General features: G+C 69.4%; 20 protein-coding genes. 5 read left to right on the forward strand and 15 right to left on the reverse strand.

Annotated features, from left to right (window positions below; translation table 11 throughout):
- Window positions 1–8 precede the first annotated feature (8 nt).
- Window positions 9–1,052 carry a Gfo/Idh/MocA family protein gene (locus ASE16_RS06875; RefSeq protein WP_082581288.1) on the forward strand — a complete coding sequence of 348 codons (1,044 nt, stop codon included), beginning with the start codon at window positions 9–11 and terminating at the stop codon, window positions 1,050–1,052.
- Window positions 1,049–2,086 carry a Gfo/Idh/MocA family protein gene (locus tag ASE16_RS06880; RefSeq protein ID WP_055892710.1) on the forward strand — a complete coding sequence of 346 codons (1,038 nt, stop codon included), beginning with the start codon at window positions 1,049–1,051 and terminating at the stop codon, window positions 2,084–2,086. Before ASE16_RS06875 ends, ASE16_RS06880 begins: the two co-directional genes overlap by 4 nt.
- A 132-nt stretch (window positions 2,087–2,218) precedes the next feature.
- Here ASE16_RS06880 and ASE16_RS06885 read toward each other — a convergent pair whose 3' ends face one another.
- The 10 genes from ASE16_RS06885 to ASE16_RS06930 all read right to left on the reverse strand — a co-directional run bounded on the left by ASE16_RS06885 (window position 2,219) and on the right by ASE16_RS06930 (window position 13,282).
- Window positions 2,219–3,061, reverse strand: coding sequence for an NAD(P)-dependent oxidoreductase (locus ASE16_RS06885; protein ID WP_055892713.1), 843 nt, complete (start codon window positions 3,059–3,061; stop codon window positions 2,219–2,221).
- A 27-nt stretch (window positions 3,062–3,088) separates the two neighbouring features.
- Window positions 3,089–4,327: an RNA polymerase sigma factor gene (locus tag ASE16_RS06890; protein WP_055892716.1), complete on the reverse strand. Its 1,239-nt coding sequence runs from the start codon at window positions 4,325–4,327 to the stop codon at window positions 3,089–3,091.
- Between the two features lie 7 nt (window positions 4,328–4,334).
- A complete protein-coding gene (locus ASE16_RS06895; RefSeq protein WP_055892720.1) occupies window positions 4,335–4,676 on the reverse strand; it encodes a YciI family protein in 342 nt (113 codons plus the stop codon).
- A 65-nt stretch (window positions 4,677–4,741) separates the two neighbouring features.
- Complete coding sequence (locus tag ASE16_RS06900) at window positions 4,742–5,821, reverse strand: glycosidase (RefSeq protein ID WP_055892725.1); 1,080 nt, start codon at window positions 5,819–5,821, stop codon at window positions 4,742–4,744.
- Window positions 5,818–6,867 carry a hypothetical protein gene (locus tag ASE16_RS06905; RefSeq protein WP_055892728.1) on the reverse strand — a complete coding sequence of 350 codons (1,050 nt, stop codon included), beginning with the start codon at window positions 6,865–6,867 and terminating at the stop codon, window positions 5,818–5,820. The genes ASE16_RS06900 and ASE16_RS06905 overlap by 4 nt, the downstream gene beginning before the upstream one ends.
- Before the next feature lie 49 nt (window positions 6,868–6,916).
- A complete protein-coding gene (locus tag ASE16_RS06910; protein ID WP_414843024.1) occupies window positions 6,917–7,861 on the reverse strand; it encodes a carbohydrate ABC transporter permease in 945 nt (314 codons plus the stop codon).
- Complete coding sequence (locus ASE16_RS06915; protein WP_055892731.1) at window positions 7,858–8,844, reverse strand: carbohydrate ABC transporter permease; 987 nt, start codon at window positions 8,842–8,844, stop codon at window positions 7,858–7,860. Before ASE16_RS06915 ends, ASE16_RS06910 begins: the two co-directional genes overlap by 4 nt.
- Window positions 8,845–8,851: 7 nt before the next feature.
- Window positions 8,852–10,144 carry an ABC transporter substrate-binding protein gene (locus ASE16_RS06920; RefSeq protein ID WP_055892734.1) on the reverse strand — a complete coding sequence of 431 codons (1,293 nt, stop codon included), beginning with the start codon at window positions 10,142–10,144 and terminating at the stop codon, window positions 8,852–8,854.
- 22 nt (window positions 10,145–10,166) lie between these two features.
- On the reverse strand, window positions 10,167–11,192 hold the full coding sequence (locus ASE16_RS06925) for a LacI family DNA-binding transcriptional regulator (RefSeq protein ID WP_055892739.1): 1,026 nt from the start codon (window positions 11,190–11,192) through the stop codon (window positions 10,167–10,169).
- On the reverse strand, window positions 11,189–13,282 hold the full coding sequence (locus ASE16_RS06930; RefSeq protein WP_055892742.1) for a hypothetical protein: 2,094 nt from the start codon (window positions 13,280–13,282) through the stop codon (window positions 11,189–11,191). The genes ASE16_RS06925 and ASE16_RS06930 overlap by 4 nt, the downstream gene beginning before the upstream one ends.
- A gap of 122 nt (window positions 13,283–13,404) precedes the next feature.
- On the opposite strand from ASE16_RS06930, the gene ASE16_RS06935 reads away from it, so the two are divergent.
- Window positions 13,405–14,526, forward strand: a complete 1,122-nt coding sequence (locus ASE16_RS06935) for a hypothetical protein (RefSeq protein WP_055892745.1) — start codon at window positions 13,405–13,407, stop codon at window positions 14,524–14,526.
- Between the two features lie 29 nt (window positions 14,527–14,555).
- Here ASE16_RS06935 and ASE16_RS06940 read toward each other — a convergent pair whose 3' ends face one another.
- The 3 genes from ASE16_RS06940 to ASE16_RS06950 are packed head-to-tail and all read right to left on the reverse strand — an operon-like array spanning window position 14,556 to window position 17,234.
- Complete coding sequence (locus tag ASE16_RS06940) at window positions 14,556–15,077, reverse strand: DUF2017 domain-containing protein (RefSeq protein WP_055894365.1); 522 nt, start codon at window positions 15,075–15,077, stop codon at window positions 14,556–14,558.
- Window positions 15,074–15,364 carry an ATP-dependent Clp protease adapter ClpS gene (clpS, locus tag ASE16_RS06945; protein WP_055892749.1) on the reverse strand — a complete coding sequence of 97 codons (291 nt, stop codon included), beginning with the start codon at window positions 15,362–15,364 and terminating at the stop codon, window positions 15,074–15,076. The genes ASE16_RS06940 and clpS overlap by 4 nt, the downstream gene beginning before the upstream one ends.
- Before the next feature lie 52 nt (window positions 15,365–15,416).
- Window positions 15,417–17,234, reverse strand: coding sequence for a glycoside hydrolase family 15 protein (locus tag ASE16_RS06950; RefSeq protein WP_055892752.1), 1,818 nt, complete (start codon window positions 17,232–17,234; stop codon window positions 15,417–15,419).
- A gap of 30 nt (window positions 17,235–17,264) precedes the next feature.
- On the opposite strand from ASE16_RS06950, the gene ASE16_RS06955 reads away from it, so the two are divergent.
- Entirely contained in the window at window positions 17,265–18,641 is a 1,377-nt protein-coding gene (locus tag ASE16_RS06955; protein WP_055894367.1) for a glucose-6-phosphate dehydrogenase, read from the forward strand.
- 98 nt (window positions 18,642–18,739) lie between these two features.
- Here ASE16_RS06955 and ASE16_RS06960 read toward each other — a convergent pair whose 3' ends face one another.
- Window positions 18,740–19,183: a hypothetical protein gene (locus ASE16_RS06960; RefSeq protein ID WP_235500403.1), complete on the reverse strand. Its 444-nt coding sequence runs from the start codon at window positions 19,181–19,183 to the stop codon at window positions 18,740–18,742.
- 154 nt (window positions 19,184–19,337) lie between these two features.
- Window positions 19,338–19,535 (reverse strand): hypothetical protein, encoded by a 198-nt coding sequence (locus tag ASE16_RS06965; protein WP_055892760.1) that lies wholly within the window; start codon window positions 19,533–19,535, stop codon window positions 19,338–19,340.
- A gap of 116 nt (window positions 19,536–19,651) precedes the next feature.
- Between ASE16_RS06965 and ASE16_RS06970 the strand changes: the two genes are divergently transcribed.
- Complete coding sequence (locus ASE16_RS06970; protein WP_055892763.1) at window positions 19,652–20,806, forward strand: SLC13 family permease; 1,155 nt, start codon at window positions 19,652–19,654, stop codon at window positions 20,804–20,806.
- Window position 20,807 lies beyond the last annotated feature (1 nt).

The raw sequence follows: 20,807 nt of genomic DNA on the forward strand, positions 1-20,807 counted from the left end.
CGAACACAGTGAAAACTCTCCGAGTCGGCCTCATCGGCGCCGGCGGGATCTCCCAGGTGCACGCGACCGCATGGGCGGCTCTCGGCGTCCAGGTGACCGTCTACTCCCACGAGGGGGCCGAGGCGCTCGCCGCAGAGTACGGTTTCGCCATCGCGCCCGATCTGGATGCGCTGCTCGCGGCGAGCGACGTCGTCGACATCGTCACGTCGAGCAGCAGCCACAAGGAGCTCGCGCTGGCCGCCATCGCCGCCGGTCGGCACGTCATCTGCGAGAAGCCGCTCTCTGTCACCTCGACCGAGGCGCGGGAGCTGGCGGACGCGGCCGACGCGGCAGGGGTGCGCCTGTTCCCTGCGCACGTTGTGCGGTTCTTCCCCGAGTACGCCGAAGTCAAGCGTCAGGTGGACGCCGGCCGGATCGGCGACCCAGCAGTGCTGCGGTTCGTGCGCGGCGGCCAGGCTCCGCGGGCAGGCTCCTGGTTCTTCGACGAGAACGCCGGGGGCGGCATCGTCCTCGACCAGATGATCCACGACCTCGACCAGGCACGCTGGCTCGCCGGCGACGTCACCCAGGTGTACGCGGTGCAGAGCCCGGCGAGCGTGGACGGCATCGTGCCGGGCATCGTCACCGCCCACGTCACCCTCACCCACGCGGGCGGGGCGATCAGTCACGTCCAGGGCACCTGGGGACCGGCAGGCACAGTGTTCCGCACCAGTGCCGACGTCGCCGGCACCAGGGGCACCCTCGAGATCGACTCGCGGACGGACGCCGCCAGCGTGCTCGACTTCCCGGCCGGCGCATCCGGAGACGGCTATCTGCCTCCCGCCACCCACGCGGTCAGTCCGTACACGACGCAGCTCGCCGCTTTCCTCCGTGCCATCGCCGATGGCACGGACAGCGTCGTGACGGCAGAGGACGGAATCAGGGCGGTCGCCATCGCGGAAGCGGCGGCGGAATCGCTCCGCACCGGACGCGCCATCGAGGTCGACACGGCGACGGGGCTCGCCAGGATCACCGGGATCGAGAACGCCCTCGCACAGAAGGTCGGCGCATGACCGCCGGAACAGGAGACACCGTGACCAGCACGCTCAAGATCGCCGTTCTCTCGTTCGCGCACCCGCACGCGATCGGCTACTGCCGGCTGCTCGCCGGCCGCGACGACATCGACCTGATCGTGACAGACCCGGACGGTGCCACCGCGCCGGACGCTGCGCTCCGCGGAGAGGCGCTGGCCGCATCCATCGGGGTGCGCTACGTGGCCGACTACGAGACAGCGCTCGCCTGGGGGCCGGATGCGGTGATCGTCACGGCGGAGAACTCCAGGCACCGCGAACTGGTGGAGGCGGCCGCCGCTGCCGGGGCGCACATCCTGTGCGAGAAACCCCTCGCGACGACGGTCGACGACGGCCGCGCGATGCTCGACGCCGCCGAACGCGCTGGCGTCACCCTGATGACCGCATACCCTGTGCGCTTCGCGCCGTCGTTCGTGGACGCGCTGGCGCGGGTGCGCGCCGGTCAGCTCGGTGACGTCGTGGGCATTCGCGGCACCAACAACGGCAAGCTTCCGTCCGACCGCGCCTGGTTCACCGACCAGACGCTCGCGGGCGGGGGCGCGCTGGTCGACCACGTCGTGCACTGCGCCGACCTGCTCGACGAGCTCCTCGGCGCGCTGCCGACGACGGTGCGGGCGGTGTCCAACCGACTGCTGCACGCCGACGACGGTCTGCAGGTCGAGACGGGCGGCCTCGTCACGGCGACCTACCCTGGCGGGGTGGTTGCGACCATCGACTGCTCCTGGACCATGCCGGAGAACGGACCGACCTGGGGCGGCCTCACGCTGCAGCTCACCGGCACGAAGGGGAACATCACCATCGCGCCGTTCGCCCCGCACGTCTCAGGGCAGACAGTGGATGGCCAGGTCTGGGAGGGCGTCGGCGACAGCCTCGACGCGCTGATGCTCGCCGAGTTCCTCGACGCCGTGCGCACCGGCCGTGCCGCCGTGCCGGACGGGCGCGTCGGGCTGCGCACGCTCCAGGTGGCGGATGCGGCGCGCCGCTCTGCCGTGGACGGGCAGCCGGTCACTCTGTAGGCATTCCGGCTCCGTCTAGGAGGAGCCCAGTCAAACCCTCGAGTTCTATAGCGAGTGCTCCACCGACCCCACCATGGACATGTTCGCCGGTCGCGTCGGGTGACGACGCACGGACGCCAGCAGGCCGGCCGCTCAGCGCGGCCTGGCGATGACCGAGAAGTCCTTCTCGCCGTCGCCTGCGTCGACCGCGTCCTCCAGCGCCGCCGACACCAGGGCGACGGCGGGGAGCGGGTCGTGCGAGGTCGCCAGCATCAGACGGGTGTCCTTCGCGAGGAGGGCAGCTGAGAACTGGGTGTCGTCGAAGTCGCCGGCCACCGCGGGGCCGCCCTTCATCGCGGCGATCGGGGCGAGGGCGGTGATGCCGAGGGTATCGAGCACCTGGGAGGTGCTGAGACCGCCGGACTCTCCGAGGCGGAGGGCTTCCACCAGCCCCTCGAAGGAGACGGCGAGGGCGAGGTTGGCGACGAGCTTGCCGGTGGCGGCCTGCGCAGGGGTGTCGAGCATCCGGAGCTTGTTGGGGTCGGCCCAGAGCGCGACGACGGTGCGCGCTGTGCGTGCGGCGTCGTGCTCGCCGCCGATGAGGACGCCGAGGGCCGCAGCGCGCGCAGGCGCGAGGGAACCGATCACGGGGGAGTGCACGTAGCTCACGCCGGCGTCGGCCGCCCACGCGCTGAACGCGTCGGCGTCGGCGGGAGAGACCGTGGTCACGTCGATCCAGACGGCGCCGGATGCGAATGGGAGCGCGCCGTCGACGATCACCTCGCGCACGGCGTCCGGCCCGAACAGTGCGGAGACGACCGCCTCTGCGCCGTCGACCGCCTCTGCCGCCGTCGCCGCCACGCGCGCGCCACGTCTGCCCATGGACTGGGCGGGCTCCGGCGAACGGTTCCACACGGTCACCCGGTGGCCGGCGTCGATGAGATGGGGGACGAGCTCACGGCCCATGCGGCCGAGCCCGAGGAATGCGATGTTCATGCATCCACTGTGCGCCGATGCGCGCGGCTAGGGAAGAGCGGCGCGCGAACGGGTGAGGAACGCGCGCTCGGCCGCGTTGTCGGTGAGCGCCAGCGCCGCCTCGTACTCGGCGGCTGCCTCTGCGCTGCGGCCGAGCCTGCGCAGCAGGTCCGCGCGGATCGCGTGCAGCAGATGGAAGGCGCCGAGCGCATCCAGCAGCCGGTCGGTCTCGGCCAGAGCCGCGGATGGGCCGTCGACCTCGGCCACGGCCACGGCGCGGTTGAGCGCCACGACGGGCGATGGATGCACGGAGAGGAGCTGATCGTAGATCGTCACGATCTGCGGCCAGTCCGTCTCGGCCGCGATGGTGGCGTCGTCGTGGACGGCCTGGATCGCGGCCTGCAACTGAAAGCTCCCCGGCCTGCCGCGGGCCAGGCAGCGCCGCAGGATGGCCTGCCCCTCCGCGATGCGGTCGGCGTTCCAGAGCGCGCGGTCCTGGTCGGGGAGCAGGACGAGACCGCCTGCCGCGTCGAGCCGGGCGGAGCGGCGGGCGTCGACGAGCAGGAGCAGCGCGAGCAGGCCGTGCGCCTCCTCCTCGTCCGGCATCAGCTCGACCAGCACCCTGGCCAGGCGGATCGCCTCGTCACAGAGCTCGTCGCGCACCAGCCGGTCTCCTGCCGACGCCGTGTAGCCCTCGGTGAAGATCAGGTAGACGACCGTGAGCACGGAGGCGAGCCTGTCGGGAAGGTCGGCGTCGGACGGAAGGCGGAACGGGATGCGTGCATCACGGATCTTGGCCTTCGCCCGCGACAGGCGCTGGCCCATCGTCGACTCCTGCACCAGGAACGCCCGCGCGATCTCCGCCGTGCTGAGGCCGCCGAGCAGCCGCAGCGTGAGCGCCACCCTGCTGGCGGGAGCGAGCGCTGGATGGCAGCAGGTGAAGATCAGGCGCAGCCGATCGTCGTCCACTTCGCCCTCCTCTGCTGTGGGTGGCGCGTCCTGTTCGTGCAGGAGCGCGGCCTCCGCCTCTCGATCGCGGCCGGTCGCCTCACGGCGCAGCCGGTCGATGGCCTTTCGCCTGGCGGTGGTGATGATCCAGCCGGCCGGCGCCGGTGGGATCCCGGATACCGGCCAGCGGTCGGCGGCGGTCACGAAGGCGTCCTGTACCGCGTCCTCCGCGATGCTCAGATCGCCGAAGACGCGGTACAGGACGGAGACCGAACGGCCGTACTCCGCACGGAAGACGCGGGCGATGTCGTCGCTGCCGTCGCTGCCGTCGCGATCCACGCGGGGCTCAGCCGGCGAACGGGCGCACTTCGATGGGCAGGGTCGTCGCGAGCGCGAGCCGCTTGCCCCAGTCGAGCGCCGCATCCAGATCGGGCACGTCCACGATGGTGAAGCCGCCGAGGTGCTCCTTGCCCTCGGCGAACGGGCCGTCCGTCACGAGCACGTCCTGGCCGCTCGGCCGCAGCACGGTCGCCGATGCCGCGGGAAGCAGCCCGTTCGAGAAGACCCACACGCCGTCGGCGCGCATGTCCTGGTCGACCGCATTCACGTCCGCCTCGATCGCGGCGAGCGCGTCCGGCTCCGGGATGGGGCCGTCCGGCTGGTAGACGCTGAGCAGGTACTGAGTCATGGTGTTCTCCGTTTCTCTCACCGTCTACACGAACGCGGCAGCGTTATTTCGACATCGCATCGCGATCAGGATGCAGTTTTCTCTCTGCGCTCCAGTTTCGCCACCCCGATCTTGGAGTCCGCCATGCCGTAGAACACGAAGAGCCGGCCGTCGATGTCCTCGATCGCGGTGGGGAAGACGACGTTCGGCACGATGCCGCTGCGCTCGTCCTCGGTCTCCGCCGCCAGCAACGGTGCGTCCGTGCGGTCGATGACACGCCATGGCTCGTCGCCGTCGAGGATCATCGCGCCGGCGCCGTAGTTGACGTTCTGCTGCTGCGCCATCGAGTTCACGATCACGCCGGTGACGCCGTGGTGCAGCAGCAGCCAACCCTCCGGTACCCGGATCGGGGCCGGCCCAGCACCGATCTTGAGCTCCTCGAACGGATACTCCGGCCCGGCCAGGAAGCGGTTGCCGCGCCAGCGGGCGAGCTCGCGGCGGTCGGCGAGCACCGCATCCAGGGGGATGAACGCGATCCAGATGCTGGGGCGAGGATCGGGGACGGTCGCCGGCGGCCGGTTGCCCTCGCCGGGCCGCACCTCGCCGAGCTCCCACACCGGGCGGTGCAGCACGGCGAGGCAGAGCGTGCCGTCCGGCGCCGTGACCGGCTCTGGGAAGAACACGGTGTCCTTGTTGTGGTACAGCCCGAGGTCGACGCCGAGGGCGTCGTCGTACTCGAACGTCACCGGTCCGAGGCGCTGCCACTCCCGCAGGTCGTCGGAGACCGCGACGGCCGTGCGGGGGCCGAGCGGGCCGAACGCCACGTACGTCATCACGTGCAGCCCCAGGCTCGGGATGAACGTCACGCGCGGGTCCTCGACGCCCGCGTTGTTCGCACCGGCCTCCCACTCCCTCTCCGGCTCCAGCACGACGCCATCGCGGGTGACGCCGACCGGCACGCCGTCCGTGAGCTCCACCCTGGCGAGGCCGACGCGGGAGACATTGCCGGCGGCGACGAGCCTGGGCAGCAGGTAGAGCGTGCCGTCCGGCGTGTGGCCGGTGGCCGGGTTGAGCACCCCCTCCACCTCGTGGGCGTTGCCCGGCTCGGGGGTCATGATGACGCCGGCTCTGGTGAGGGCGTACGGGAAGTCGTCGGGGGAGCTCATGCTTCCTCCTCGGTCGTTGGCTGGTGGCGTGGTGTGGTGTGGTGCGTGGATCGATAGAAGTACATCTCGCGTGTCCCGGCGGGCGCATCCCAGCCCTGGGCGAACGTCCAATCACCGGTGAGCTTCTGCAGGCCGCCCCAGGCGAGCGAGCCGCCGCGATGGACGGCGAGCTGCGTGAACGGGTCGTCGGGCGAGTACAGCGCCTGCGCCGCGGCGAAGTCGCCGTTCTCGTCTGCGTAGAAGAAGTCGAGGACCAGGTGATCCCCGTCGACGACGGCGCAGGCCACCTCGTGCAGGGAGCCGTTGAGCGGTGTGAGGTCGAGGTACGGCTGCTCGGCGAACGTCCACTGCACGAGGTCGTCGGAGTGGCCGACCATCGGGCGGCCTCCGCAGCCCTCGGACAGGAACATCAGGTACTCGCCGCCGATGCGCACGGCGTTGCCATCCGCATCCCGTGGCACCACGGCGCCCTTCGCCCAATTCTGCGACACGTCGTACGGCACGGCGAGGCCGCGCTTCTCCCAGCGCTCGAGATCGTCCGAGGTCGCGACCATGATGTCGCAGGCCACCTCGCCGTCCTCCGTGCGCCGGATCGCGTTGTAGAACAGCACGTAGCCGTCGCCGACGGCGTAGACCTTGGGGTCCTCGCAGCCGAGGGTCTCGTTCTGCAGCGTCGGATAGATCACCGGGTTCGCCTGCGAGTCCGTCCACACGCCGTCGCGACGGACGGCGTGCCCGATTCGGCTGGCGGTCGACTCCTTCCGCGGGGATGCGCGGTAGAAGAGGTGCAGCTCTCCGTCGCGTTCGATCGCGGTGGGGTTGAAGATCGAATCGCTGGTCCAGCCGATGCCGGTGGGGTCCGCCCACTGGCCGTCGAGATGGAAGGTGAGCGACGCGTCCCTGGCGAACGGTCCGATCGCCCAGGCCGGACGCTCGGGGTAGCTGGACGAGAACTGGTCGGTCGAGATGCGGTCGGTGAGCGCGTTGGTGTGCGCGAGGGCTTCGGCGTAGCTCGCGCGGAGGTCGTCGATGTCGACGGCTTTCACTGGTCTCCTTCTGTCGGAAAGGACGGTTCTGAACAGGGATGCTGTCGCGTCAGCCCTTCACGCTGGAGCCGATGTCGGTCGAGGTGAAGTAGCGCTGGAACACGATGAACAGCACCACGACGGGCGCGGCGAGCACGACCGCACCGGCGAGGATCGCGCCGTACGGATTGGTGGTCGACGCTGCGACGGTGCTGATGTAGTTGGCCAGCGAGACCGCGAGCGGCTGCATCGTCTGCTCCTTGGTGATCAGGAACGGCCAGAGGAACTCGTTCCACGGCCCGATGAACGTCAGCAGCAGCACGGTCACCAGCGCAGGACGAACGAGCGGGAGCGCAACCCTGCGGAGGATCATGAACTCGCCTGCGCCGTCGATGCGGGCGGCGTCGAACAGCTCCTTCGGTATCTGCAGGAAGTACTGCCGGAAGATCAGCACAGCCGTCGAGTTGATCGCGAACGGGAGGATCATGCCGAGATAATTGTCGGCCAGACCGTAGTTGCGCGCGATCAGCACGTAGAGCGGCACCATCAGGAGCTGGAACGGCACCACCTGCACGAGCAGGGCGAGCGCGAACGTCACGCCGCGGCCGCGCCATTGCAGGATGGACAGCGCGTACCCGGCGAGCAGCCCGAACACCACGGTGCACAGCAGCACGCCGCCGGTGAAGATCGCCGAGCTGGCGAGCCCGCTCCACAGGTTGATCCTGTCGTTGATGTTGACGTAGTTGTCGAGCGTCAGGTTGCCTGGTGACGGGAACGCGCCGGCGACGGTGGTGTCCGGCGTCGCCTGCAACGAGCCGACGAACATGTAGTAGAACGGGAACAGGAAGGCGATCGCCCCGATGGTGAGCACGACGCCCTGCAGGATCGCCTGCCCGCGGCTGAGTTGCCTGGGCGACGACATGTCCACGTTGCGGCGCTTGCGCTGCCTCCCGCGATCCCTGCCGGTCGGCGCCGCGCCGGTGTCGCCGGACGCTGGTGCTGCTGTCGTTGTCATGAGTCTCGGTCTCCCGCGAATCGGTTCTGCAAGAAGGCGATGATGAGCACGACGACGACGAGCACGATGCCGATCGCTGCCGCGTACCCCGGGTGGCCCTGCTGGATGCCCTGCTGATAGATCAGCAGCACAGGGGAGGTGGATGCGCCGTTCGGCCCTCCGCCCCCCGTCAGCAGGTACGGCTCTGTGAACAGGTTGGCCCCGACGATGGTGGACAGCAGCAGCACGAGCACGGTCGCAGGGCGCACGCCTGGCACCGTCACGGAGAAGAACTGCCGCACGCGGCCTGCGCCGTCGGTGGATGCGGACTCGTACAGCTCCGTCGGAACGTTCTGCAGCGCTGCCAGGTAGAGCAGGATGTAGAAGCCGAGCTGCTTCCAGGTGACGTAGACGGCGATCATCGGCATCGCCAGCGTCGGGTTGACGAACCAGCTCGGGTTCGGCGCGAGCGGGCCGAGGATCTGGTTGACGAGGCCGTCCTGGTTGAACAGGAACAGCCAGACGCCGATGATCGCGACGCTCGCCGTGACGTACGGCACGTAGTAGCTGACCCGCAGGAAGGTTCGGAACCGCTTGATGCTGTTGAGACCGCTCGCCAGCACGAGGCTGAGCACGACGGTCAACGGCACGTTGATGATCAGGAAGATGCCGACGTTCGCGAAGGACTGCAGCACGGCAGGGTCTGTGAAGGCCGTCACGTAGTTGTCGAGTCCGACGAACGGCCGGTCGACGTTCGCGCCGGGAGCCGCGAAGAAGTAGTCGAAGAACGACATGTAGATCGCGAACAGCAGCGGGTACGCGAAGATCACGATGACGAACACCAGGTACGGCGCGCTGAACAGCCAGCCGAGCGGGTTGCGCCCGAAGATGCGCTGCCGCAGCGGCTTCACGGCCTGATTGGGGCCGCGGCCGCCGTTGGGCTTCCGCCCGGAGGCGGGGGCAGTGCTGCCCCCGGCCGCCGGGGTGGTGCGGATGCTGGACATCAGCTGCCTACTTCTGGGTCTGCAGCTTGTTGATCTTGTCCGCTGCCGCCTTGAACGCGTCGTCGACGCTGCCGGAGCCGGAGATCACGGACTTGGTGTACGCATCCCGGAGCGCCTGCAGCTGGGCGACCGTGTTCGGGCCGGACGGGTCGTCGACTGTGCGGGCGGACTGGGCGCCGAACTCCTTGTACGCCGGGTGGGCGGCGAAGTAGTCGGCGTATACGGTGGCGAGGTTGTCACGGATCGGCATCTGTCCTGTGACGTTCAGGAGCTTGTTGTCCTGGTCCTTGCTGGTGGCGAACTTGAGGACGTCCCACGCCGTGCCCTGGTTCTTGCACGAGGTGTACATTCCGACGTTCTTGGCGTCGGGGAAGGTGTATGTCTTGTCCGCCGCGATGCCGTCCTTGGTCGGCACGGGAACGGATCCCCACTTCACCTTGTCTCCGTAGTACGCGATGGCCCACGGGCCGACGATGGCCATGGCCGCCTTGCCGTCGGCGAACGCGTCGCCCTGGAACTGCTCCTTGCCGGCCAGGCCGGCGGAGTAGATGCTCTTCCAGAAGTTCGCGACCTCGATGCCGTCAGGGCTGTCGATCGTGGCCTTGCCGTTCTCGATCAGGCCCTTGCCGCCCGTCTGCGCTGCCAGCAGCGGCAGGTAGTCGAAGTTCGGCTGGAAGAACTCGCTGGTCGGCGCCGGGTAGATGGCGTACTGCGCCGCTCCGCTGGAGGTGACCTGCTTGGCCGCCGCCAGGAACGAGGCGTATGTCGACAGGTCGGGGTTGTTCGGGTCGAGGCCGGCCTTGGCGAAGATGTCCTTGTTGTAGAAGATCATCACCGGGTTCTGCTTCCACGGCATCTGGTAGAAGTCGCCGTTCGCCGACTTGTACTGGTCGGCCGCGCTGCCGCTTCTGGCCTGGATGTACGAGTTGCCGTCGGAGAACTTCGACAGATCGACGAGGCCGCCCTGCTTCTCGAACTGACCGGTGACCGCCGGGAGGTTGTTGAACACGAGGCACGGGGTCGTTCCCGCCGTGATGGCCGCGCCGAGCACTTCTTCGGTGCTCTTGCCTGCCGGCACCTCCTGCGCCTTGATGGTCTCCTTCGGGTGAGCGGAGTTCCAGGAGGCGACCATCGCCTTGCCCCACTGCACCTCCTGCGCATTGTTCGAGTACCAGATGGTGATGGGGCCCTTGGCCTTCATCGCGTCGGACGAGCCGCCTCCGCTCGAGCCGCACGCCGCGAGGGCGCCCGCGATGGCACCCGCCGTGACGATACTGAGGATGATCCTGCGTCTGTGCATGATGATGATTCCTTACTGTGGGTCACTGACCGGCGGCGGGCGCCGCGGTCGATGCGCGCACGACGAGTCGTGCAGGGGGCAGGGCGACGTCGGCCGGTTCGTCGTTCTCCACCAGCCGCAGCAGTGCGGTGGCGGCGGCGATGCCCCATCCGGTCGGGTCGTTGTCGAGAGTGGTCAGGGACGGATACACGTACGTCCCGATCTGCGAGCCGTCGAGGCCGGTGATCGAGAGGTCCTGGGGGAGGCGCAGCCCGCGTTCGTGCGCGACGCCCATGCCCGCGATGGCCATGGGGTCGTTGCCGTAGATGATCGCCGTCGGGCGGTCGGCGCCGTCGAGCAGGGCCTTCGTGGCCTCGGCGCCCTGCTCCGGGGAGAAGTCCGTCGGCACGACGACGGGGTCGAGACCGGCGGCGATCATCGCGTGCTCGTAGCGCTCGCGGCGTTTGCGGCCGTGCAGCATGCGCTCGTCGCCGGAGACGTGCACGATCTTCGTGTGCCCGAGGCCGACCAAGTGCGCGACGAGCTCGTCGATGCCCGTGTCGTAGTCGCGGCTGATGACGGGGAACGGCGTGCGGTTGGTCGGCTCTCCCAACGAGACCGCCTGCATCCCGAGCCCGTCGATGAGCGGGATGCGGGCGTCGTCGGCGAGCAGGTCGGTGAGCAGGAAGCCGTCGACGCGCTTGTCTGCGGCGAGGCGGGTGTACGCCCTGCGTTCGGCTTCCTCGTCGGGGACGACCGTGAGGACGAGCACGAGTCCACGCTCGGAGAGCACCGTCTCGACGCCGGCGATGAACGCCGCGAAGAACGGGTCGACCTCGATGGTGTGCGGGTCGCGCCGCACGATCAGCCCGAGCGCGTACGCTCGCTTCGTGCTGAGCCCGCGGGCGCTCGGATTGGGACTCCAGCCGAGCTCGCGTGCCGCCTCCAGGATGCGGTCCCTCGTCTCCGGCGCCACCCCGCGGCGGTCGTTGAGGGCGAGGGAGACGAGCCCCTTGCTGACCCCGGCCGCGCGGGCGACGTCGTTGATCGTGACGGTGCCGGAGCTCATCGCGGCACCACCGTGGTGAATCCGCCGGCCTCGACGGCGACGATGGCGTGGCCGCCGAGCCTGGCGGGGGAGCCGACCTGGTGACCGGTCTTGTCGAACCTGGTCACGGTGACGGGGCCTGTACTGTCGAGCTTCTTCAGCGTCGGCAGCTTCGTGCCGTTCACGTACACGTCCAGGCCGGTGGATGCTCCGGCCAGCCCGAGGTGCGACACCACCGGCTGCACGAGCACGGCGTCGAGACTCACCTGTCCGCCGACCCGCGCCGTGATCTTCGTCACGGACGGGAGCACAGGGATGGGCAGCGTCTGCGGCTTGAGGTACACCGTCGTCGGCGCGATGCCTTGCGCTCCCACGGCGGCGTTCGCGCTCGTGCCGATCGGCAGGGTGAGCTTTCCGGCCGTCGCCGTCCAGCGCGTCGTGCCAGAGCCTCCGGAGCCGAGGTCGGCGATGGGCAGGATGCGCGCTGTGGCGTGTCCGGCGGGAAGGGAGATGGTGATCGTGTCACCGGTCTTCGCTGCCACGTACTTTCCGCCGGACCAGTTGGCCGACCCCGTCCACGCCGAGGGAGGCGTGACGACGCTGGCCGAGCCGGTCAGCGTGCCGTTCTCCGCTTCGATGACCGTGATGCCGTCCGTAGCGGTGGTGCGGGTGAGGGCGGTGGCCTGCGCTGCGACGGCGGGATGCGCATCCAGTGCCAGCATCGACAGCTCGGTGTGGATGACGGACTCGGCGCCGCAGTTGCGGTTCACCGTCGTGTCCGCCCCGATCCCGTCGACGCAGACGCCGGTGGCCGGATCGTAGACGGGGACTCCCGCCGGGTTGGCGCCGAAGTACCAGGCGGCCTGCGCAGCGGCGAGCTGGGTGAGCCCGGAGGCGCCGGTGGCGTCGGCGACGGCGAGCAGTCCTTCGAGGCGCGAGTCGACCCCGTATGCGATCTGAGTGGTGTCCGCCGGGGTCGGGGTCCAGCCGTTGTCCGGACCGCCGGAGGCGAGGAGCTGGGCGGTGAACTGCGCGGCGTCCGTCGCAGCGGTCGTCTGCAGGTCACTGCGGCCGAGCACCGTCGCTGCGCGGGAGAGCGCTGCGGGCTCCATGCCGCCCCAGGCGTGCCAGAAGGTGGGGGAGTTGGCCTCCGGCAGGATGGCACCGAACGGCCACTGACCGATGCCGCCGCTCGCGAGCTTCGCGATCCCCTCCGAGTAGCGGGAGAGGGCGGTGGTCGCCTCGGCGTCGCCGGGCGCGGCCTTCACGTACGCGCTCAGGCCGAGCACGGCCTCGGAGGTCGCGCTCGCGCTGCCGACGATCAGCCAGGCGGGCACGGTGACGCCGTTGGCCTGCGCGGTGCTGCCGTACTTCGCCAGCGACTGACGCTGCAGCGCTGCGATGGAGAGGTCCATCCGGTCTTTCAGGAAGGACGCGAACGCCGGGTCGGCTGTGCGGAAGCCCGCGTAGCCCTCGCCGAGCGCCCAGACCGTGCGGGCGAGCCAGAAGGACTCGGCCGAATCGCTCGGGTCGGGGAGCTCGACCGGGATCGCGGACGGGTTCAGCGTTCCGTCCGACTGCTGCCACAGCACGACGCCGCCCGCGTTCGGGCCTGTCGTGGTCTGCAGGTAGGTGAGGGAGCGCAGCAGCTGGTACGCCGACTGCTTGCTGCTCGCCGTGCCGTTCTGCGCCCAGTCGCGCAGGTAGACGACGGCGGCGCGGGAGATGTCGTCCGCGTCGAACGCGCCCTGCGCATACCAGCCCTTGGCCGCATCCGTGATGGGTCCGCCGCCGACGCGCGTGAAGCTGCCGTCCGCGTTGCGGTCGGCGTAGACCCACGGTGCGCGAGCCGTCGGCTCCTCCGCCTGTCGATAGGTGGTGTGGCCCGCGACGCCGGCCAGTAGAGGCACATCGGCCTGCAGCCAGTCGAGATGCGCGAGATTGGTCAGTTTGGCCGGCGCCGCTGCTGTCGCGGCCGTGGATGCGGCGGGTGCGATGGTGGCGGCCTGTGCCGGAATCGCGCCCATCGTCGCCGCCACCGCCGTGCCGAGAATGAGAGCGACGGCCGCTGCCGAACGTCGCTTCGCGCTGTGATTTCCGAGGTGTCGCATCGTTGCGTCCTTTGTCTCTAAACCGGTTTAGATGACGGTAGGCGCGTTTTCAGGGCTTGTCAACGGGGAGGGGCGAGACCAGACTGGCGAGACCGGACAGTGCGCGACCGAGGGAGTCGGAAATGGAATACAAAGACATTCCCACGAAGGCCGACATCGAGAGGATCGCAGCCCTGCGGCAGCCGGGATGCGTGACCATCTACCTGCCGACCGGAACCGTCCCAGCCGACGCGGACCGCGCCAGGATCGAGCTCAAGAACCATCTGGCGCAGGCGGTCAGAAAACTCGAGGAGGACGGCATCCCGAAACCGCGGATCGCCGCGATCCAGCGTGAGGGAGAGGCCATCCTCGAAGACAGGGACTTCTGGCGGTACCAGTCACGGTCGCTCGCCGTGTTCCTCGACGGCGACCTCAGCGAGACGTTCCGCCTTCCCAACCGGCTCGGCTCGTCCTGCGACATCTCCGACCGCTTCTACGTCAAGCCTCTGCTGCGCACGGTGACCTTCCCGCAGACGGCGCTGATCCTCGCCCTCGCTCAGAACTCGGTGCGACTCATCCAGGTCTCGCCCCAGGCGCCGGCGGCGACCATCGACGTTCCCGGCCTGCCGAAGGACGTCGCCTCTGCCGCGGGGCTCGCCTCGATCAGCGGCAGGGCGCCGGACGGACGCATCCAGGGCTCAGAGGGGCAGAAGGTCAGGATGCTCGAATACGTCCAGGCGATCGAGCGGGCGCTGCACCCGATCCTGGCGAACTCGACCGACCCGCTCATCCTCGCGGCGGCCGAGCCCCTGGTAGGCATCTTCCGCAACGCCAACACGTATCCGAAGCTCGTCTCGGAGACCATCACAGGCAACCCGGAGGAGAAGACGGACGAAGACCTCGCAGCAGAGGCGCGCTTGGTGCTCGACCAGGTGTATGCGGCCAAGGCGGAACGACTGAAGTCCGACATGGAGGCGCGCATGGCGGCGGGTACGGCCACCACCGACCTGAGCGACATCGCGAGGGCGGCCACGTACGGTGCGGTGGAATCGCTCATCGTCGACATCGACAGGCGGGTGCCAGGCACCCTCGACGAGGGGAGCGGCGCGATCACATACGCGGACGACGACGAGCCGGGGAACTACGGCGTGGTGGACGAGATCCTGCGGCGTGCGCTGGCGTCCAAGGCGACCGTCTACGCTCTGCGCGCGGAGGAGATTCCCGGGGGAGCAGCCGCGGCGGCCGCCGTGCGCTTCCCCGTCTGATCGGCGGCGGGTCGGCGGCGGGTCGGCGGCTACCGGTCGCCCTTCCACAGCGCGTTGACGAGCGTGTCCTGCACGAACGCCAGCCAGTCGTAGATCGCGCGCAGCAGCGCGGTCTCATCATCGTGGACGTCGCCGTCGTCTCCGTCCTCGACGATGCCGAGCCGGGAGGCCAGCACCAGGCGGATGTCGCCGATGGCACGCATCCACGCCGTTGCGTCGTGGGCGTCCAGCCGCACCTCGACGCGGCCGCGCGAGCCGGCCGGCCGGCCTGCCGCGCTCAGCGACTCCACCACCGTGACGGCGTTGAGTGCCTTCCGCTCTGCGAGCCCGTCCGCCGTGAACCGGCGGAACTCGGCCGACGCCTCTGCGTCCTCCGGGTATGCATCAGGGAGCAGCCGCAGCAGGGCTGGATCGCTCGCCGGATCGACGCCCGACCGCACGGACTCGACCAGCTCGGCGGCCTCTCCGGCCAGCCGCGCGATCACCTCGGCCTCCTCACGCTCGAAGACGGCGACGATCGCGCCGTCCCTCGCGCGCCGGAACGGCCTCACGCGTCCGCCTTGGTGAGCGTCGCCCACAGTCCGAAGTCGTGCATGGCCTCCACGTGCCGCTCCATCTCCTCACGCGTGCCCGTCGCCACGACAGCGCGACCCGCGTAGTGCACGAGCAGCATCAGTCGCTCCGCCTCCGCGCGAGGGAAGCCGAAATAGCTCTGGAAGACGTAGCTGACGTACGACATCAGGTTGACAGGATCGTTCCAGACGATGGTCACCCACGGCGAGCCGAGCTCGAGGCGTTCGCCGAGCTCCGTCTCCTCGACGGTCGATGCGTCCGTCATACCGCATCCCGTCTGGACGCATCCGTTTGAAGGGGGAACACGTTCACCGAGTCTACCGTCGCTGGTGCACGACGCTCCTGGTCGGTGCGTGCCCGACCCCCAGCGCATCCGAGATCGCGTCCGCAGCGCGCACCAGGGTCAGATGTGTGAGCGCCTGCGGCGTGTTGCCCACCTGCGACCTGCCGGAGACGTCGTATTCCTCCGACAGCATCCCGACGTCGTTGGCGAGCGCGACCAGCCTGTCCATCAGTGCGGTGGCGTCGTCGATCCGGCCGGAGCGCGCGTACTGCTCGACCAGCCAGAACGAGCACGCCAGGAAGGGATGCTCGCCTGGCGGCAGGCCGTCCACGCCGTTCTCGGTGTGGTAGCGCAGCAGCAGACCGTCGCGCATCAGATCGGTCTCCAGCGCGCGAACCGTGCCGAGCATCCTGGGGTCGTTCCAGTCGCAGTAGCCGACCTGGGCGAGCTGCAGCAGCGAAGCGTCGACGTCGGTCGAGCCGAAGGTCTGCACGTATGTGCCGCGCTCAGGATCGAACCCGTGCGCTTCGATGTCCGCCCGCACCTCGTCCCTGCGTGCACGCCACCGGTCGACGGGGCCGTCCAGCGCGTGGTCCTCGACGGCACGGATGGCGCAGTCGAACGCTGCCCAGACCAGTGCCCGTGAGTGCGTGAAGTACCGCGGGACGCCGCGGATCTCCCAGATGCCGTGGTCCGGTTCGTGCCAGTGCTCCTCCAGATAGCCCATCAGCGCCCGCTGCAGCGCCCAGGACAGACGGGTCTCCGCGACCCCGTTGCGGCGGCCGTGGTCGAGCGCGAGCATCACCTCGCCGATCACGTCGGCCTGGAACTGGGTGGATGCGTCGTTGCCGATCCGCACGGGAGACGCGCCCTGGTAGCCGGGCAGGGTGGTGATCTCGCGTTCTGTGAGATCCCGCTCCCCGGAGAGCCCGTACATGATCTGCACGTCGCTCGGGTCGCCGGCGACGGCGCGCAGCAGCCAGTCGCGCCAGTGGTCGACGTAGTCGTCGTAGCCGTGGGCGAGCAGCACGGAGATGGTGAGCGACGCATCCCGCAGCCAGACGTAGCGGTAGTCCCAGTTGCGTTCGCCGCCGAAGCTCTCCGGCAGCGAGGTGGTGGCCGCGGCGACGATGCCGCCGGTCTGCAGGTGGGTGAGCGCACGCAGGAGCAGCAGGGAGCGCACCACCTCCGACCGGTATGGGCCGTCGTGCTCGCAGCCCTCCGCCCACCTGGTCCACCAGTCGCGCGTGCGGGCGAGGGCCTTCTCCACGTTCGGCGCGGACGGGGTGTGCCGGTGGGAGCGGAACCAGGTGAGGCTGAGGTCGATGGTCTCGCCTGCGGTGATGCTGAACTCGCCGGAGTGCGAGTGGTCCGTCGCGCGCAGCGCAGAGCCGCGCACGACGATGGCGTCAGGGCCGGCGACCGCGATGAGGGCTGGAGGGTGCTCCGTCTCGTCTTTGCGCACCCAGGGCATCGCGGAGGCGTAGCCGAACCGGATGCGCAGGTCCTGCCGCATCCTGACGGTGCCGCGGATGCCGCGCACGCGCCGCACGAGGTCGGCGCGTCCGTCGCCCATCGGCATCGCGTCTGTGACCTCGACCTCGCCGTCGTCGGTGGTCCAGGTGGTGACGAGGATCATCGTGTCGCCCTCGTAACGGCGCTCCGAGTGCGCAGCGGGGTCGGAGGGTGCGAGCAGCCAGCGACCATGGTCCTCTGTGCCGAGGAGGGCGCCGAACATGGACTGCGCGTCGTAGCGGGGGAGGCAGAGCCAGTCGATGCTGCCGTCCCGTCCGACGAGTGCCCCGGTGAAGCAGTCACTGATCAGGGCGTAATCCTCGATGGGGAGCGACATGTGTTCCAGTATGGCCGTACTGTGATGGACATGACGCAGCAGGTGACCACTCTCGTGATTCTCGGAGCGAGCGGCGATCTTTCGTCCAGACTCCTCCTCCCCGCTCTCGGCCAGTTGCTGACGGATCACCCGGAACGGTCGGTGAAGCTGGTGGGCTCCGGCGTCGAGGACTGGACAAACGCGCACTGGCGCTCCGTCGTCCGCGCCGCGTTCAAGACCATGAAGTGCTCGGGCCCTGCCGTGGATGCGCTGCTCGCAGGCACGACGTACGTCCCGGCCGATGTCACAGACCCGAAAGACCTGCAGCGCATCCTCGATGCGGCGGACGGCGTGCCCGCGCTCTACTTCGCGCTGCCGCCAGCCATCGCTGCCCAGGCCTGCACGGCCCTGGAGAAGCTGACGCTCCCCGCCGGTACGACGCTCGCTCTGGAGAAGCCGTTCGGCACCGACCGCCGCAGCGCAATCGCGCTCAACACGCAGCTCGCGAAGCTCGTCCCAGAGGACCAGATCCATCGGGTCGACCACTTCCTCGGCCGGTCGACCGTGTTCAACCTGGTGGGGCTGCGCTTCGCCAACCGCATCTTCGAGCCGCTGTGGAGCAGCCAGCACATCGAGAGGGTCGACGTGATCTACGACGAGACCCTCGGGCTGGAGGGCAGGGCGCGCTACTACGACAAGGCGGGCGCGATGATCGACATGATCCAAAGCCACCTGCTGCAGGTCCTCGCCGTGCTCGCGATGGAGCCGCCGTCGACGATGGGCGCGCAGGACATCCGGGATGCGAAGGGCGCCGTGCTGCGCGCGACGCGCGTGTGGAACGACAGCCCCCTGGAGTCGAGCAGGCGCGCCAGGTACACGGCTGGCACCGTCGAAGGCGAGAAGGTGCCGTCGTACGCCAAGGAGCCGGGCGTCGACCCCGCCCGCGAGACGGAGACGCTCGCCGAGGTCGCCTTCCAGATCGACACCTGGCGCTGGGCGGGAGTGCCGTTCACGCTGCGCTCCGGCAAAGCGCTGGGGGAGCGCAGGCGCGAGATCGTCGTCACGTTCAAACCGGCCCCGCACATCCCGACCGGGTTGAAGGGCGTCAAGGAGCCGACCAAGCTGCGCATCATGCTCGCGCCGGACGAGATGTCGCTCGACCTCAACATCAACGGCCCTGGCGACCCGACCGAGATCGAGCGCGCCTCCCTCTCCGTCGAGTTCGGCCCCGGCCAGCTTCTGGCATACGGCGAGGTCCTGGAGGGAATCCTCGACGGCGACCCGTCGCTCTCCGTCCGCGGGGACACCGCCGTCGAGTGCTGGCGCATCGTCGGGCCGGTGATCGCCGAGTGGAAGAAGGACGAGGTCCCGCTCACCACCTACCGGGCCGGCTCGCGCGGCCCCTCCGCCTGGCACCCCCTCGGCTGACCGAGCACGGGCGACGACGCGATCGAGCCCAGGACCCCTCACCGTTCGACACAGCGTGTCGGGGGAGAGAGCCTGGGCTCGATGGATGCGTGCGGGGCTTACGCGGCGGAGCGCTCTGCCAGCGTGGGGATCTCGCCAGTGACCGGCTTGCGCAGGTCGGTCCAGACGGTGATCGGGGCGGGCTCCCAGCCGAATGCTGCCGGCTCGTCGTTGGCGGGGGATGCGGCTTCTGCCGGTGCTGTAGCGTCTGCGTCCGGTGCAGCGGCTTCGGAGGCGGCAGCGTCGGCGGAATCGGCGGTGGTGTCCGCCTCGGACGCGAGATGCTGCGGCTCCACGGTCGCGATGATCTCGCCCGCTGCGACGCGCTGGCGTGCGTCCACCAGGGCGGTCGTGATGCTGAGGCTGACCGATTGCGCGAGCACGGAGTGGAAGATCGTGTCTGTGTCGTCTGCGGCGCGGCGGGACACGGTCCATTCACCGTGCTCGCCGATCAGCTCGGCCACCTTGGTGTGCACGAGTTCGAGGATCTGCGCGTCCGTCAACTGCGGGACCGGAGGAACCGGTGCCAGGGCCGCCGGAACCGCGGCGGCGTGCCGCCTACGACCAAACATGGTCCAACCCCTTCCAGGCTGTTCTTGCACTTGAATACAAGTGTCCTGGAAGAAATCTCAGATTCGGCGCGGACACGCCGTGCGATCAGCGGGATTTCTCGCTGATCTCGGCTTCTTTCGACTCTTCGAGCACCGTGCCGACCGCGATCACGAGTGAGAGGGCCGCGCTGATCCACAGCAGGGGCACCCGCCAGTCCCTCGCCCCCGAGCGGGTGGTCTGGATGGTCGTCCAGAGTCCGAAGGCCGCACTGATGATCGCTCCATTGAAGATGAACTTGCGCATCCGCATCCTTTCGCTTCCGGTCAACGCTACCGGGTGCTGTCCGTAGCGTACGCTCGCAGAGGCGCGCCGAGAAGGCGGCGGCGCCGGATGGCGGCCGATGGCTCGAAGGAGGATGGATGCGCACCGCGATCGTCGGCGCTGTGCTCCTCGTGCTCGGAGTCGTCGCGGTCGCGACCGGAATCCTGCCCGTGCCGGAGGTGGCGCAGCTCTGGGACAGAGTGTGGCCCATCCTGCTGTTCGTGGTCGCGGTCACCGTGGTCACCGAACTGGCCGCGGAGGCCGGCCTCTTCACCGCGGTCGCGCAGCAGACCGCGCGCTGGGGTCGCGGGCGAGCCTGGGTGCTCTGGCTGCTGGTCGCCGCCGTCGCAGCCCTCAGCACGATCTTCCTCTCGCTCGACACGACCGCCGTGCTGCTCACCCCCGTGGTGATCGTGCTCGCCAGGCACGCTGGACTCGACCCGCTGCCGTTCGCGCTGACCACCGTGTGGCTGGCGAACACCGGATCCCTGCTGCTCCCGGTCTCGAACCTGACCAACCTGCTCGCGCAGCACGCGATGGGCGATCCGAGCCCGCTGCAGTTCGCCGCGCTCACGGTCGTTCCGGCCCTCGTGGCCATCGTCGTGCCGGTGGTCGCGATCTTCCTGATCTACCGCCGTCGCCTGCTCGCCAGGTACGAGACGGGGGAGGAGGACGGCATCGAGGACCCTGTGCTGTTCTGGTGGAGCGCCGCCGTGGTGGTCGCCCTCATCCCGCTGCTGGTGTCCGGCATCCCGGTGTGGCTGCCCGCGTCAGCAGCTGCCGTGCTGCTCGGCGCCGTGTTCCTGGTGCGCCGCCGCGCTGTGCTGCGGTTCGGGCTGGTGCCGTGGCAGCTCGTGGTGCTGGCGTCCGGCCTGTTCCTGTTCATCGAGGCGCTGCACGCGGTGGGGCTCGGCCATCTGCTCTCTGTCGTCTCGGGCACAGGGGAGTCGCCGCTCGCGCTGCTGCGCCTGTCGCTGACCGGGATGGTGGGGGCGAACGCGATCGACAACCTGCCCGCCTACCTCGCTCTCGAGCCGTCAGCCGATACTCCTGTGCGGTTGGTCGCGCTGCTGATCGGCGTGAACGCCGGGCCGCTCATCACGCCGTGGGCCTCGCTCGCGACCCTGCTCTGGCACCAGCGCCTCACGTCGTTCGACGTGCAGATCCGCTGGAGCCGCTACATGCTCCTCGGCCTGATCGTCGCCCCCGTCACCGTCGTCCTGGCCACCCTCGCCCTCGCCGCCACCCTCTGAA

The organism is Leifsonia sp. Root227 (assembly GCF_001428745.1).
GTDB lineage: Bacteria > Actinomycetota > Actinomycetes > Actinomycetales > Microbacteriaceae > Leifsonia.

Coding starts and splice junctions, on each gene's coding strand:
- ASE16_RS06880 (WP_055892710.1), top strand. CDS start 1,049: ATGACCGCCGGAACAGGAGACACCGTGACCAGCACGCTCAAGATCGCC.
- ASE16_RS06885 (WP_055892713.1), bottom strand. CDS start 3,061: ATGAACATCGCATTCCTCGGGCTCGGCCGCATGGGCCGTGAGCTCGTC.
- ASE16_RS06895 (WP_055892720.1), bottom strand. CDS start 4,676: ATGACTCAGTACCTGCTCAGCGTCTACCAGCCGGACGGCCCCATCCCG.
- ASE16_RS06900 (WP_055892725.1), bottom strand. CDS start 5,821: ATGAGCTCCCCCGACGACTTCCCGTACGCCCTCACCAGAGCCGGCGTC.
- ASE16_RS06910 (WP_414843024.1), bottom strand. CDS start 7,861: ATGACAACGACAGCAGCACCAGCGTCCGGCGACACCGGCGCGGCGCCG.
- ASE16_RS06915 (WP_055892731.1), bottom strand. CDS start 8,844: ATGTCCAGCATCCGCACCACCCCGGCGGCCGGGGGCAGCACTGCCCCC.
- ASE16_RS06920 (WP_055892734.1), bottom strand. CDS start 10,144: ATGCACAGACGCAGGATCATCCTCAGTATCGTCACGGCGGGTGCCATC.
- ASE16_RS06925 (WP_055892739.1), bottom strand. CDS start 11,192: ATGAGCTCCGGCACCGTCACGATCAACGACGTCGCCCGCGCGGCCGGG.
- ASE16_RS06930 (WP_055892742.1), bottom strand. CDS start 13,282: ATGCGACACCTCGGAAATCACAGCGCGAAGCGACGTTCGGCAGCGGCC.
- ASE16_RS06935 (WP_055892745.1), top strand. CDS start 13,405: ATGGAATACAAAGACATTCCCACGAAGGCCGACATCGAGAGGATCGCA.
- clpS (WP_055892749.1), bottom strand. CDS start 15,364: ATGACGGACGCATCGACCGTCGAGGAGACGGAGCTCGGCGAACGCCTC.
- ASE16_RS06950 (WP_055892752.1), bottom strand. CDS start 17,234: ATGTCGCTCCCCATCGAGGATTACGCCCTGATCAGTGACTGCTTCACC.
- ASE16_RS06955 (WP_055894367.1), top strand. CDS start 17,265: ATGACGCAGCAGGTGACCACTCTCGTGATTCTCGGAGCGAGCGGCGAT.
- ASE16_RS06965 (WP_055892760.1), bottom strand. CDS start 19,535: ATGCGCAAGTTCATCTTCAATGGAGCGATCATCAGTGCGGCCTTCGGA.
- ASE16_RS06970 (WP_055892763.1), top strand. CDS start 19,652: ATGCGCACCGCGATCGTCGGCGCTGTGCTCCTCGTGCTCGGAGTCGTC.